Origin of the sequence: Vibrio nereis NBRC 15637, assembly GCF_001591105.1 — a bacterium.
GTDB lineage: Bacteria > Pseudomonadota > Gammaproteobacteria > Enterobacterales > Vibrionaceae > Vibrio > Vibrio nereis.
In genome coordinates this window covers 17,585-31,854 of record NZ_BCUD01000016.1, presented here as the reverse complement: position 1 = coordinate 31,854, position 14,270 = coordinate 17,585, and the positions used below count along the sequence as shown (strand labels likewise).

Sequence of the window (14,270 nt, the reverse complement as noted above, 5' to 3'; positions counted from 1 at the left end):
TTAGATTGAAAGCATTAATTTTTGCGTCGGCGGACTTTTAAAGTCTGCGGCATCGCTTTAATTCTGCGCATAATGCTCGCCAAGTGGACTCGGTCTTTGGTGGTTAATAGCACCGTGACTGTGTACAGGCGGCCATCGCGTTCTTCTGTCGACAGGCCATGAATATTGGAGCCGGTCTTTGAGATCACGTTGGTGAGTTCGGCTAGAGCACCTTGGCGATTTTGTACATCGACGCGTAGCTCGGCGATAAACTCTTGGTCATATTCTTCCGACCATTCAACGGCCATGTATTTATCTGGCTCTTTCTGGTAACCACGCACGTTTGGACACGTTTCACGGTGTACCACCAGGCCACGTCCCGGAGAAACGTGAGCAATAATGTGGTCGTCTGGAATCGGGTGACAACAATTGGCAAAGGTCAGCAATAGTCCTTCTGCACCGCGAATTGGTAGTTTCTTCTTCGGTTTACCATCTGTGCCGATGACTTCGGTCAGCTCTTCGGCATCCCCGAGTAAGCGACGAGCTATCACGATACTCATCAATTCACCAAGGCCAATCGCCGCGAGCAAATCGTCAAGCGAGGCGATCTTTAGCTCAGCCAAGACGTGGTTGATGTTTTCTTCACTGATGTCGGTGATCGACAGTTCACCCAGCGCGTGGTTGAGTAAGCGTCGACCCAGCGTGATCGATTCTTCACGGCGCATGGTTTTCAGTACTTGGCGGATCTTGGTGCGCGCACGCGAGGTCACTACGTAGTTGAGCCATGCTGCGTTTGGTCTTGCACCCGGAGCGCTAATGATTTCGATCGTTTGACCGTTCTTTAGTGCCTTGCTAAGCGGGTATGGGTTTCGGTCTACGCGAGCACCGACACAGGTGTTACCCACATCAGTGTGAACCGCATAAGCGAAGTCGACCGCTGTCGCACCCACTGGCATCTCGACAATACGACCTTTCGGCGTGAAGACGTAAATCTCATCCGGGAATAGGTCTGATTTGACGTTTTCGATGAACTCAAACGAGTTACCTGCACTTTGCTGCAGCTCAAGCAGGCTTTGCATCCAACGCTGCGCTTTGACTTGCGCGGTGGTGCCAGTACGTTCGCCGTTGCCTTTGTAAGACCAGTGCGCCGCCACACCTTTGTCCGCCATTTGGTCCATGTCTTCAGTACGGATTTGTACTTCGACAGGTACGCCGTGAGGGCCAACCATAGAGGTATGTAGAGATTGGTAACCGTTGGCTTTCGGTACCGCGATGTAGTCTTTCATGCGACCCGGACGTGGCTTGTACAAGCTGTGTACCTGACCTAACACGCGATAACAAGTATCGGCACTTTCGACGACCACACGGAACGCGTAGATATCCATAATGGTATGGAAACGCTGTTCTTTGGTTTTCATCTTGTTGTAGATGGAGAACAGGTTTTTCTCACGTCCAACCACACGAGCGTCTAGGCCGACTTCTTCTAGGCGTCCTTCGATCTCGCTGTGGATGCGTTGGATCATCTCTTTACGGTTGCCACGAGCGGCTTTGACCACTTCTTTGAGTACGCGGTAGCGATTCGGGTACAGCGCTTCAAAACCGAGCTCTTCTAACTCTGTTTTGATGTTGTGAATACCAAGTCGGTGGGCAAGGGGAGAGTAGATTTCCAGAGTTTCACGGGCGATGCGTCGTTTTTTATCTGGGCGTAGAGCACCCAGTGTACGCATGTTGTGAGTTCGGTCCGCCAGCTTGATCAGGATAACGCGAATGTCTTGCACCATGGCAAGCACCATTTTGCGAAAGTTTTCAGCCTGGGCTTCCTTGCGATCACGGAACTTAAGTTTATCCAGCTTAGACACGCCATCAACGAGTTCGGCTACGGTGTTACCAAATTGCGCTTCGAGCTCTTCTTTGGTGACATCGCAGTCTTCGATGACATCGTGCAGGAGTGCCGCCTGCAGTGTTTCAATATCTAGGCGCATTTCAGCCAAGATGCGAGAAACCGCAACAGGGTGGATGATATAAGGTTCCCCGCTTGAACGGGTCTGCCCTTCATGGGCATCTTTCGCTACCACATAAGATTGACGCAGAGCCTCAATTTGAGGCTCTGTTAGGTATTCTTGGGCAACGTCTTTGAGGCTATCGAATAGATACAAACTTTAGGCCTGGAAGATAGTTGTTATGAAGAGAGTCAGATTAACGACTGTGAGCGATGCTGCTTACGGCTGCTAATTCTGCTGCTTCTTGCTCTTGTTGTTCCTGACGCTCACGAGCATCTAGGATTTCTTTCGTGATAAGACCTTCTTCGATCTCGCGTAGAGCGATAACCGTCTGCTTATCGTTCTCTTCTGGCACTAGTGAATCTTTACCGCCAGTTTGCATTTGACGAGCGCGGCGAGCCGCAATTAGAACTAGGTCGAAACGGTTGCCAACTTTTTCAACAGCGTCTTGAACAGTTACGCGTGCCATGAGGACTCCAAATTAGTTATCTAAAATTTTGTATGACGAGAAATTATACAGCGTGAGTAATCCTAGTGTCTAGGACTTACTCCGCCAACAACGCATCAAGCATGCCTTTATATTTAGCAGTTTGCTTGTCTTGCTTCAATCTTTCTGCACGAATGATGGCTTTAAAGTCCATCAGCGCAGTGTCGAAATCATCATTGATGATCACGTAGTCGTATTCGTTGTAGTGAGAAATCTCTGACTTTGCTTCTGCCATGCGTTTGGCGATAACGGCTTCACTGTCTTGGCCTCGAGTATTTAGGCGACGTTCTAGCTCGCCATTTGAAGGAGGTAAGATAAAGAGGCTTTTCGCCAGTGGCATTTGCTCACGAATTTGACGCGCACCTTGCCAGTCGATATCTAGAAATACGTCGATGCCTTTCTCTAGGTTCTCTTCGATCCAAATGCGTGAAGTACCGTAGTAGTTACCGAATACTTCAGCGTACTCAAGGAATGCACCTTGTTCGATCAGATCTTCAAAATGTTCCTTTTGAACAAAATGGTAATGCACACCATCTTCTTCACCTGGACGCATGCCGCGTGTGGTATGCGAAACAGACACTTTCATTGCGTAAGTAGGGTTTGTTTCCAGCATGGCTGAAATCAAGCTCGATTTTCCCGCGCCACTCGGTGCAGATACGATATAAAGAGTGCCTTTGCCCATAGGTACAATTCCACGTTTGGTTTGATGTGGTCGAAAAGAGAATTCGACATATTTAAAGATAGCACTGACCGTGTTGAATCACCGAGTTGGTGAAAATTAGGTCAGAAAAATGGAGGCGAAGAGTATCATGATCTTAAGGATCATCACAAGCCCTTGCGTTGTTGTGAGAGTGCTCTGCGAAAGTGTGCGTTTTTCTCAAGGTACAGGATGTGCTTTTTGTAGGGCCAGAAATATCAATTTATTGGTATACCACTCTACGATAAAAAATAGCGGTATCGTTTTTTTGCTGTTTTTCCAAGATAAATAGCTGATTTAGCTCTATATAAAACAGATCTAATGCCATCGAGTAGCACACTTTTCTTGAATAATCGTTGCGTATAAGTAAATTTTAATGATAATTATTTTCATTTAAAATGTTATGCAACCGAGAAGGAGTGGCAAATTATGACGGCTATCAGCCCCATGGATATTAACGAAGTCGACAGCATGTACAGAGAGCATCACAGCTGGCTTTCGTTGTTTATTCAGCGCAGGTTGAGTTGCCCTCATATTAGTGCCGATTTGGTTCAGGATACTTACCTGCGGTTATTGGTCAGTGGGAAACTGCCAGAGCGTAAAGATTCTCGTCGTTACCTGACTCATATTGCAAAAGGGTTGGTGGTCGATACGTATCGCCGTCGTCGTATTGAAGCGGCGTACCTTGAGTTGCTGGAACGGGTACCGGAAGAGGTTGCGGCATCGCCAGAAACACAAACTATGATGGTTGAAGTGTTGGTGGAAATCGATGCCATGCAACATAAGCAGCCATTCAAAGTTCGTCAGGCTCTAATTTTGAGGCAGATGGAAGGCTTGAGTTATAAGGAAATTGCCCAGCGATTGGAAGTGTCGGTGTCTTCGGTAGAAAAGTACGTGGCTAAAGCGTTACAAAGCTGCATGTTGGCTGCGATGAAAGGCTATTACTGACCATGGATCAGATATCACGAAAGTCCATCGAACAGGCATCGTTATGGATGGCAAGGATGTGGTCAGACGATGTGACAGAGCAGGATAAGCACGCTTTGCATTTATGGCGTACTCGTCATCCCGATAATGAACAGGCTTGGCAGCGGATGGAGTCGCTACAGCAGAAGTTTGCTTCCCTGCCTGACCCTCAATCAGGGAGTAAGATTTTAAGTACTTATCGTCGCCGTGTGTCTCGAAGGCAAGTGCTGATTTGGGGAGGCGTTTCGCTGCTGACAATGAGTTTAGTGGTGTCGAGTGATGCAGCGATGCCACAAGGAGGGGCACAGTACGCATCTTCAGTGGGAGAAATCAAGCCAGTCCAGCTGTCTGATGGCACCCTTGTCGTACTCAATACCGCGAGCCGCATCCAGGTCGATTTTGATCAAGGCCAGCGTGTTATCCGTTTAGTTGAAGGCGAGATAATGGTGACAACAGGCCATCACCGTACCCCCTTTCATGTGATCACCCCGCAAGGAAGTGTGACGCCGATTGGAACCCGATTTAGCGTTCGTCTTGAACAAAATCAAACGCAGGTGAGTGTGTTTGAAGGTGAAGTGATGGCTCAGCCTCTAGAGCCAGTGAAAGGTGGCCGATTGTTGGCTGGAGAGCAAAGTCGTTTTACGGAAAATCATCTAGCCGCTAAACAGACTTTGAACGTGGCGGATGCGTTATGGTTGGAACAGAAAATCCTAGCTCATGATACTCCGTTGCCAGTGTTTATCGCTGAACTGGCACGTTATCGTCATGGCGTGATTAATATGTCGCCTGAACTATCATCGCATAGAGTCTCAGGAGTGTTCTCTACTCGAAATACAGACCAGACGCTGGAAAACCTGCGTCAAACCTTGCCGATTGAGGTGAATTTCCGCACCCGTTTCTGGGTCACTATCGTCGCGAGCAAGGCGTAACTTATTATGTTCTAAAGATTTGTCTCTCTTGTATTGAGGCTTTTGCTTTTTCGTTCGGTGTAGCTATTAGTTAACCAAACGAATAAGGACATTAACGTGCAGTCTCCCTTTTCTTCGAATTTATTGTCGCTAGCTATCCGGGCCAAGCTCAGAATGGTCGGGATAGTGTTTCCAGCCATTGCGTTTTCTGTTCACGCACAAACGTTCGATATTCCAGCGGGGGACCTAGATTCCGTACTCAATGAGTTCGCTTTGCAGGCTGGCATTGAATACTCCATTGATGCCAACTTGAGTCAGGGCCAATACAGCCAAGGGATACAGGGAAACTATCAACCGGATGAGGCATTTCGCTTTTTGCTGGCTGAAGCAGGTTTGAATGCTTATCAACAAGTGGATGGCTCTTATCTCGTTAATGGAGGAGGAGAATGGGAACTGGACGCTATTCAAGTTGGCACCAGTTTGAATGGTGGTGTTAAGCGGGATGAACTTGGCGAGGCTGATGTTTACGACAAAGATGTCGCGACTGAATATCGTGGTAAAGAGGAAATTGAACGCTTTAAAGGTGCGGATGCTTCTGACATTTTCAAAGGTATGGCCAACGTTCATAGTGGTGATGCGCGTAATGGTGGGGGAATAGACCCTAATATTCGCGGAGTTCAAGGGCCGGGCCGGGTCCCTGTTGTCATTGATGGGACGGAACAAGCGATAACCGTCAATAATGGCTACCGTGGTGCGTCAAATCGTAGTTTTATCGACCCTAACCTGATTGGCGGTATGACGGTGCACAAAGGGGCGCAGATTAACCCAGATGTGAACACGTCTGTTGGTGGGGCAGTAGAAATTACCACTTTGTCGCCGCATGATATCGTGCTTCCTGGCGAAACCTTTGGCATGGAGTTGGTTGTCGAAAGCAGCAGTAATTCGACGTCTCCACGAAGTCCTAGGTTATATACTGGGCAAGACTTCAGCACCATCCCTGAATATGAAAACCTAGAAAACCCGGCCGTAGATCTGCTTTATAGTGACCCAGCTTTGCTGATCAATCCAGATGATGATCGCGATGACAACCCACTGAATGGTGAAGATACAGCCTATCGGTTGGCCATATCGGGAGTTGGCCCTAAAGCGGAATGGTTGGCGGCTTATGCTTACCGTAATCGAGGTAACTACTTTTCAGGGCAACACGATGCGGGCTTCTACCAGCAAGCTTTAGAAAGCGGTGAAGAATTGGGAGGGCGACAGGTCGCCATCAGCCCTGAGCATATTGCGTTGGTGTATCACCCTGGGCAGGAAGTGCCCAATACCTCGTCAGAGATGGAGTCTTTCCTTGGGAAATTCGCGGTTCACCTGAACCCTGCAACCAAAATGGAATTGGGCGCGCGTTACACCAGAAGCATTCACGGTGAAATCCTTGCCAGCCGCGCTGAGGCCAGGTTTATGTCTGGTGTTGCTCAGTGGCCACTCAATAAGACAGAGTTACAGGCCTACAACCTCAAGCTACGCTCTAATCCGACTAATCCCTTTATCAATTTTAAATCCAACTTGTGGGTGACCTTGTCGGATGTCAGTTCCAATTCTGGACCAGGGTCGCCAAACAGCTTGGTCGCTGGGTCAAACATTATCCGTAATACCGCTCGGATTAACGCTGAAGAAGACCGCTATGGCTTAAGTTTTAGCAACAAAATGCTGCTGGGATCGGATGTCGATGTGACGTTATCTGGCAACTATCAGCACCATGAGTTGGCACCTAAAGGCGATCTGAATGCGGCAATTGAAGAGTTCCAGCAAGTGAGGGCAGGTGAGCGGACTGAGTACCACGGCAGTGCCAATATTGAATGGCGGGCAACCGACTCGTTAATTCTCAATGCGGGAGCACGTTATGGTTACTCGAAAACGGTCGATAACTACGTAAAAAACCGACTTGCGGCTGGCGATACTCAGTCGCTAACGCAATATTCCAACGATGGCTACAAACTCACTTATCAGATGAATGTGCCAATCACCGATGTCAATCGCGACACCTACCTGAGCGGGGTGGAAGAGTCGGTGCGCGGTGAAACCAACGCAACGATTGAACGCTGGAGTAACTTACTAAACGGCTTGCCCGAAGGGCACCCACTGATTTCAATGGCGCAAGAAAAGCTCAACGCGGCTATCGCAGAACAGGATGTGATAGTGGAAGAACGATTGGCAGAAGCGGCGCAGCATACCTCTTATGTTGAGGATCATGAGGCAGAATGGCGCCATGACGGTCAGAATAACTACAACGCAGAGGACAACGCTTGTATTGCCGCAGTAGGTGACCCTAACTATGTCGCCGGAAGTTGTGCGGCCCAATCTTTGAGTGCCTCGGCGACCAGTATTTACCGCAATACGGAATCCAGCGCGCACGGCTGGATGCCGTCGGCATCTTTGACGTGGTTAATGACGGACGATAGTCGCAGCTACCTGCGCTATGCCGAATCGCTGCGTTTCCCAAGTATGTTCGAGAGTACGCTCGGATTCTCGGCGGTGCCATCGGTTTCGTCTCCGCTGGAGCCGGAGCGTTCCAAATTGTTTGAGCTTGGCTATATCCAGTATTTTGACGACGCGAGTATAAAACTGACGTACTTTGACCAAGTCATTGAAAACGTTATGGACAGGAATACATCGTTGTTAACGACCAGCTTTAGCAACCTAGAAAAAATGACGACCAGTGGTCTAGAATTTCAGGCGGATTATGACGATGGCTATTATTTTGGTGATCTGTCGATCGCCTACAACCTTGAAAATGAAATGTGTGACGAAAATGCGGCCGCTCAGCGTTTTATGGCTGATTTAGCGGATGGCGGGGTACCAGAGTACCAGCGCTGTCGTCGTGGCGGTTTCAGCAATAGTAGTTATTTGGCTAACAAAGTGCCGCCAGAAATTAGCGGTAGCGTGCATTTTGGGGCCCGCTTCTTCAACAATAAATTGGTGACGGGGGCTCGAACATACTATGCCTCTGGCAGTCATCCTGACGATTATGTTAAGCGAGATAATGTCACGACACTCGATGCGTATGTTGGCTATCGCTTTAATCAACATCTCCAATTTGAGCTACGCGGCAGCAATCTGACGGATATCTATTATTTAGAGCCAGGAGCCGTGGCTGGTATACCGGCACCGGGCCGAACCGTCAGCCTCAAACTAACAGGTCGATTTTAGGCTGATTATGCCCCCGCAACTTTTGCTGCGGTTTTTTCTATTTAGGTTAAGGCTTTTCTAATGTTATCCGGTGTATTGAATGAAGCTACTTCAAAAAGAAGGACACCGTCCTCTAAGTAGCTGAAGACAACTTATCGCCGAATTAAGGAACAACAAAAGGCTCCCCTCTTTCGGAACGGAGCTTACTCTGTTTGCATCACAGCGGCAGCGGTTGTATGGCGATTACAATGCTATGTTGGGAGAGCAACGAGAGGATCGGGAACAAAGTTATACCTTGATGGTGACATTACCTGAGATAGCGTTAGGTATTCGGCCTTTAATCGAAGTAAAAGCCAATTATACCGATAGCAACGTTGCTTGGGCGTATAGTTATAGGCAGAACCAGTACGGGATAAAGTTAGAAAAAAGGTTCTGATAGGGCGTGGTAATCTCAGTGAAGTGAAAAAAGTTTTACGGGTTTGACGTTTTGGTTCGGTGTTACTGGTAGAGGCGCACGTGTTTGGTGAGGCACGGACGCAAAAATAAACCGAATGCGAGCAAAACCATGCAATGCTTATCCAAATTACTACTGATTTTTTTGATTCTTCCCGTTGCTCCTACTAGTTGGGCTGAAACTACGTCAGCAGCGGATCTTTCTACCGCAATGCCACAGATGACGAGCGAGCGAGAAACAGCTGAACTCCAACAAGTTGTGATGCCAGCTGCGAGTAAGCTTTCGCCGCAAGATACGGTGGCACTATCTGAGCAACACGATTTATCCCCTTATGGAATGTACCTGGCGGCTGACTGGGTGGTGAAAGCCGTTATGGTACTGTTGCTAGCTGCCTCGGGTATCACCTGGGCGATTGGTATTGCCAAACAGATTCAGCTTGCTGTTGCTAGTCGTCGAGCACGATATATTCTTGGAGAACTGTTGGATTCAGAAACTCTAGTTGAAGGGAAACTGCGTTGTGATAATGCCAAAGGTGCCGGTATTGGATTGATCGCGGCCACGCAGCAGGAGTTGGAATTGTCCGCACGGGCAGAGCGTGATGACGGTTTGAAAGAGCGCCTGCAGCTCAGGTTAGAAAGAGTTCAAGCGGGTTTAAGCCGCAACATGGCGGGTGGTACAGGAGTATTGGCTACGGTGGGCTCCGTCGGGCCTTTTGTTGGTCTTTTTGGCACAGTATGGGGCATTATGAATGCTTTTGTGGGGATTGCGAACTCGCAAAGTACCACTTTGGCGGTTGTGGCGCCTGGAATTGCCGAAGCCTTGCTTGCCACCGCGATTGGTTTGGTTGCCGCTATTCCTGCTGTAGTACTGTATAACCACTTTACCCGTGGAGTGAGTCAGTATCGCGCACTGACGACCGATATCTCTGCGGCGTTAATGGTGTTAGTCAGTCGAGACCTTGATCGAGAGTCGCTCACCATCACGGAAAAAAGATTGGCAGCCTGACTGGAGAGAAGTAATGGGATTTAAAGTGTCTTCACAGCAGGACGATCTGGTTGTGAATCATGACATCAATATCACCCCTTTTGTTGATGTCATGCTCGTACTACTGATTATTGTCATGGTGGCGGCCCCACTTGCGACGGTGAATGTGCCAGTTGATTTGCCCACATCATCAGCCAAGCCGACACCTCAGCCTAATTCACCTTTCTATTTAACCGTGAGTACCGACCTTACTTTGACTCTGGGCGAAGAGAAAACCATCTCGCTCGAACAGTTGCCGCAATCTTTACCGCAAATATTACCCGATACAGAGCAACGTATTTATCTGCGCGCTGATAAAACGTTGGACTATCAAAGTTTGATGAAGGTAATGAATAGCCTAGTGGCATCAGGGTACAGGCAAATTGCTTTGGTGGGACTGGAACAGCCTGAACAAGTAGGAACATGATGCGCGACGGTCAAAATCACACGCTACAAAACATCGCGGTGCATCAAACAACACTACAAAGTGACCGACTGAGAGTTTGGTTGTTACCCGGGGTGGTGCTCAGTGTATTGCTCCACTTTAGCCTTGCGGCTCATTACTTGTATCAGCCCATGTCTGAGGTGGTGCAGCCTCCTGCCGCCATTCCTGTCAGTGTTGCTTTTGCAGCCCCATTAGCCGCGCCGCGCGCAGAAAAGCCGATAACTAATATTGGTCCTGAACAAAAAGAGGCCGTGGATTTGGTTGCGTCTGTTGCTCATCCTGATACGTTTCATCCAACCTCTGAAGCCCCTAGTTCTGAGCAACCGATATCTAATAAGCCACAATTGGAACGACCTTTGGTAACGGCCGCTAAATCTTCTCATTCGTCTGAAATCGCAGCTGTTAAACCGACACCACGGAAAACAAATCAGGCAGTGACAGACACAAGTAAGGCTAGCAAAAAAAAGCAGAAGGTAGAGACGCAAAAGCAAACTACCGACGCGTCCAATCAGCTCAATTCTGCAGCGCAGGTTGAAACCAGTGCTCCTCAGCTTGATATCAACAAGCGAGAGCAGGTTCAGGGGGTATCAGGCGCTTTGAGTCAGCATGTACAACAGCTCAAATTGAGTTGGAAACAGCAATTGGTCGTGCACCTTGAACAACACAAACGCTACCCAAGAAGAGCGAAAAGACTGCGCCAGCAGGGATCACCGCTGATTTCTTTCACCATGGATCGCTCGGGACAAGTTCTCGGGGCGAAGTTGGTGCTTAGCAGTGGGACGGAGGCCTTAGATAAAGAAGCATTAGATTTGGTGTTCAGGGCAATGCCTCTGCCTACGCCGCCCGATGAAGTGACGGGAGCTACTTTAACATGGACGGTACCAGTACGTTTCTACGTGCGGTGACGCGTTGTTCTTAGTTGGAATTCGACGTTATCTTACTTTTAAAGCAAACGTTTGCTAAATGTACACAAAATCATTGAGATTTCACTCAGGATCCTTACAATCCGCGCAAACGATTAAATGCTGTATATCTCTAGTGATTTGGACTAGAAGTCTCTACCACCGAGCCTATCTTGGTGACTACAGTTTTTCGGTGTAGCCTAGCTCTATTTTCGCACTCACAGCATTTGTTCACGTTGTTATTTACCCACTATAAAGGTTTCGCTGTGAGTCTCGACACCACCCTTAAAGCCCAGAGCAACTCTGGCATTCTTGAATCTGTGTTTAAACTATCCGAGCGCAAGACGACGATCGGCACCGAGCTGTACGCTGGCTTTATTACCTTCCTTGCGATGAGCTATATCCTTGCTGTGAACCCCGCCATATTAGGCAGTATTCCGGGTATGGATAAAGGTGCAGTATTTACCGCGACGGCTCTGGCTGCTGCGGCCGCGACGCTTATTATGGGTATCTGGGGTAACTACCCAGTCATGCTTGCACCAGGCATGAGCATGAATGGCTTCTTTAAAGGGATGCTGTTAAGTGGCTCGGTAGCCTTGGTGTGGCACGAAGCGCTGTTTGGTATTTTCTTGTCGGGTGTGTTGTATCTGATTTTATCGATGACGAATATTCGCAAAGCGATGATCGAGTCGATACCTGAAGACCTTAAACTCGCCATTACCGTCTCACTGGGTCTATTTATTGCGTTTTTAGGACTAAAGAATGCAGGCATTATTGTTTCCAATCCGATCATCTTGGTCAGTATGGGCAATATCGCTGACCCACAGGTGATCATTGCTTACATCAGTATCTTCGTTGCGCTGGGCTGCATGATCCGCGACATCAAGCTGGCAACTTTCATTTCGTTTGTTTCTGCTATTTTACTGACCGCGTTGGCCGATGTGTTCTTAGGCACCAATAACGCGCCGATCCCAGAGCAAATTATTACCGCACCCCCGAGCCTTTCTGGCAGTTTTGCAGCGGTATTTAACTTTTCTGGTTTGACCGCAGATAAGCTGTTTGATCTGCTTTTTATCGTGATTATCTTTCTGATTGTCGATTTCTTTGATGGTTTAAGCACGATAGTTGGCGTAGGGCGCGATGCAGGCATCATCGACAAAGATGGCAAAGTGCCAAACGCGCGTTCAGCATTGGTTGCAGATGCGGGTGGTACGGTGATTGGTTCAGTGTTGGGAACAACGTCCATCACTGCATTTTCGGAGTCCGGTATCGCGTCTTCTCAAGGAGCAAAAACCGGTCTGGCGGCCGTGGTCGTTGCTGGCTTGTTCTTGGTCTCGCTATTCTTATATCCACTGTTCTCGATTTTCTCTGCTGCAATGGTAGCACCAGCAATGGTCGTGGTCGGTATCTATATGATTGGTCGCTTGGGTGATATTCAGTGGGAGCAAAAAGAGTCTCGCATTGCCGCGTTCTTCACCATTATGTTTACCGTATTGAGTTTCTCTCCGGCCAATGGCATGGCGATGGGCTTTATCAGTTACGCGTTTTCAATGGTTGTTGCGGGTAAGGGTAAAGAAGTACACCCAGTTATTTTTGTTCTGTGTGCATTGTTCCTCAGTTACTTGATACTGCTGTAAACATCTCAAGCTATATTGCCAACTTCATCAATCTTTAAATGAATTCGGTGGCTCTGTTTCGGCAGAGCCATTTTTTCTGACTAAAGCCATGCTACTATCTTTCGTTCATATCATATCGATTGTGGAACAAGGAATGCCCTCTCAGTTACCTCCATCATTTAGTCGTCCATTTCTAAAAATCTTTCATGTATTGGAGGCTTTGCTTCTGGTTGCTATCACTTTGGCTACGGTATTTGCCATGGTGGAAGAGTTCATCCATATGTATGAGCAGAAGAGAGTATTGCTAACCGATATTCTGCTGATGTTTATCTACCTGGAAGTGCTGGCGATGGTTCAGCAATTTGTGGTGAATGGTAAGATTCCGGTTCGATATCCTATATACATTGCGATGATGGCGATTGCGCGTTACATCACATTAGGGATGAAAGAGTTGGATGCAGTTTTAGTCGTATGGCTGTCTACTGCTGCTTTTATCTTAGCGGCGGCGACACTTCTGATTCGCGCTGGTCATCATTATTGGCCGTATGTGGACAGAAAGACGCAAGAGAAAGATGAATAAATACGAAGCCCTGCATTTGCAGGGCTTCGTATTTATATTACTCGATGTTTTGGATCTGCTCGCGCATCTGCTCGATTAGAACTTTGAGTTCCACGCCTGACGCGGTGATGTCCGTGCTGATCGATTTTGAAGCGAGTGTGTTCGACTCACGATTGAACTCTTGCATCATAAAGTCTAAACGGCGACCAACTGCCCCACCTTTTTTCAAGATGCTGGTGGTCTCTTTCACATGAGAATCTAGGCGGTCGAGTTCTTCCGCAACATCAGATTTTTGCGCCAGAAGGATCAGTTCTTGTTCTACGCGCGATGGGTCTAGTTCTACTTTGGCTTCTTCAAACTTAGTGAATAGACGCTCACGTTGCCACTCTAGAATTTCAGGCATACGCGCGCGTACTTTGGCCACTTCATCTGAAATCGCTGTTAAACGCTGTTCGATCAGCGCTTTCATGTTTTCGCCTTCGCGACCACGTGCTTCGATAAATTCACTTAACGCTTCGTCGAAACCCGCCAGCAATTCTTTATTGACCGTATCCATATCTTGCTCTGGTGTTTCCATCACACCTGGCCATTGCATCACTTGGAAAGGGTTAATACGGCTAAGCTCACCTGTCATGTGCATCACTTGTTCAGCGGCTTTAATCACTTGGCCCGCTAACGTTTCATTGATGGTCAGCTCGCCTTTTGCTGCTGGGTTGGCTTCAAATCGCAGCGCACACTCTACTTTGCCGCGTGCCAGTTTTTTACGGAAACGGTCACGCAGAACCGGCTCTAGACCGCGAAATTGCTCTGGTAGGCGGAAGTAGTTTTCTAGATAACGCTGGTTTACCGAGCGAATTTCCCAAATGGCACTGCCCCAGTCGCCTTTGATTTCTTTGCGAGCGTAGGCTGTCATACTATAAATCATTCGAATTTTCCTATTTATTAAGCTTTGAAAATAACGCTAGGGCATAGTAGCACAAAGCCTCTCTTAGAAAGTAATGCGCATAGCTTTGTTTTACAAACTCCGTTATACTCCTGCTCCAACCAA

13 protein-coding genes and 1 riboswitch are annotated in these 14,270 nt (G+C 48.0%); of the genes, 9 read left to right on the top strand and 4 right to left on the bottom strand.

The genetic code is table 11. The features are described 5' to 3' along the window. Window positions 1–14 precede the first annotated feature (14 nt). The 3 genes from spoT to gmk form a co-directional block, all read right to left on the bottom strand. Window positions 15–2,135, bottom strand: a complete 2,121-nt coding sequence (gene spoT / locus VNE01S_RS14995) for a bifunctional GTP diphosphokinase/guanosine-3',5'-bis pyrophosphate 3'-pyrophosphohydrolase (RefSeq protein ID WP_053396281.1) — start codon at window positions 2,133–2,135, stop codon at window positions 15–17. A gap of 40 nt (window positions 2,136–2,175) precedes the next feature. Next, complete coding sequence (rpoZ, locus tag VNE01S_RS14990) at window positions 2,176–2,448, bottom strand: DNA-directed RNA polymerase subunit omega (RefSeq protein ID WP_004410883.1); 273 nt, start codon at window positions 2,446–2,448, stop codon at window positions 2,176–2,178. Window positions 2,449–2,524: 76 nt separating this feature from the next. After that, on the bottom strand, window positions 2,525–3,148 hold the full coding sequence (gene gmk / locus VNE01S_RS14985; RefSeq protein WP_053396282.1) for a guanylate kinase: 624 nt from the start codon (window positions 3,146–3,148) through the stop codon (window positions 2,525–2,527). A gap of 444 nt (window positions 3,149–3,592) precedes the next feature. On the opposite strand from gmk, the gene VNE01S_RS14980 reads away from it, so the two are divergent. The 9 genes from VNE01S_RS14980 (at window position 3,593) to VNE01S_RS14940 (ending at window position 13,243) form a co-directional block, all read left to right on the top strand. After that, the gene (locus VNE01S_RS14980) at window positions 3,593–4,111 is read left to right on the top strand and encodes a sigma-70 family RNA polymerase sigma factor (protein WP_053396283.1); all 519 of its coding nucleotides are present in this window, start codon (window positions 3,593–3,595) and stop codon (window positions 4,109–4,111) included. 2 nt (window positions 4,112–4,113) lie between these two features. Beyond that, window positions 4,114–5,058, top strand: a complete 945-nt coding sequence (locus tag VNE01S_RS14975) for a FecR domain-containing protein (RefSeq protein ID WP_053396284.1) — start codon at window positions 4,114–4,116, stop codon at window positions 5,056–5,058. Between the two features lie 96 nt (window positions 5,059–5,154). Beyond that, window positions 5,155–8,244: a TonB-dependent receptor gene (locus VNE01S_RS14970; RefSeq protein WP_053396285.1), complete on the top strand. Its 3,090-nt coding sequence runs from the start codon at window positions 5,155–5,157 to the stop codon at window positions 8,242–8,244. 133 nt (window positions 8,245–8,377) lie between these two features. Next, window positions 8,378–8,659: a surface lipoprotein assembly modifier gene (locus tag VNE01S_RS19725; protein WP_082331707.1), complete on the top strand. Its 282-nt coding sequence runs from the start codon at window positions 8,378–8,380 to the stop codon at window positions 8,657–8,659. 129 nt (window positions 8,660–8,788) lie between these two features. Next, on the top strand, window positions 8,789–9,682 hold the full coding sequence (exbB, locus tag VNE01S_RS14960; RefSeq protein WP_169773950.1) for a tonB-system energizer ExbB: 894 nt from the start codon (window positions 8,789–8,791) through the stop codon (window positions 9,680–9,682). A gap of 13 nt (window positions 9,683–9,695) precedes the next feature. After that, on the top strand, window positions 9,696–10,127 hold the full coding sequence (locus VNE01S_RS14955; protein WP_053396287.1) for a biopolymer transporter ExbD: 432 nt from the start codon (window positions 9,696–9,698) through the stop codon (window positions 10,125–10,127). Next, window positions 10,127–11,050, top strand: coding sequence for a TonB family protein (locus tag VNE01S_RS14950; RefSeq protein WP_082331708.1), 924 nt, complete (start codon window positions 10,127–10,129; stop codon window positions 11,048–11,050). The genes VNE01S_RS14955 and VNE01S_RS14950 overlap by 1 nt, the downstream gene beginning before the upstream one ends. A 100-nt stretch (window positions 11,051–11,150) precedes the next feature. Continuing rightward, window positions 11,151–11,250, top strand: a riboswitch (purine riboswitch). 63 nt (window positions 11,251–11,313) lie between these two features. After that, window positions 11,314–12,684, top strand: coding sequence for an NCS2 family permease (locus VNE01S_RS14945; protein WP_053396288.1), 1,371 nt, complete (start codon window positions 11,314–11,316; stop codon window positions 12,682–12,684). 133 nt (window positions 12,685–12,817) lie between these two features. Then, on the top strand, window positions 12,818–13,243 hold the full coding sequence (locus VNE01S_RS14940) for a phosphate-starvation-inducible protein PsiE (RefSeq protein WP_053396289.1): 426 nt from the start codon (window positions 12,818–12,820) through the stop codon (window positions 13,241–13,243). Between the two features lie 37 nt (window positions 13,244–13,280). On the opposite strand, the gene VNE01S_RS14935 is transcribed toward VNE01S_RS14940, so the two are convergent. Beyond that, window positions 13,281–14,147 (bottom strand): YicC/YloC family endoribonuclease, encoded by an 867-nt coding sequence (locus VNE01S_RS14935; RefSeq protein ID WP_053396290.1) that lies wholly within the window; start codon window positions 14,145–14,147, stop codon window positions 13,281–13,283. Between the last annotated feature and the right edge of the window lie 123 nt (window positions 14,148–14,270).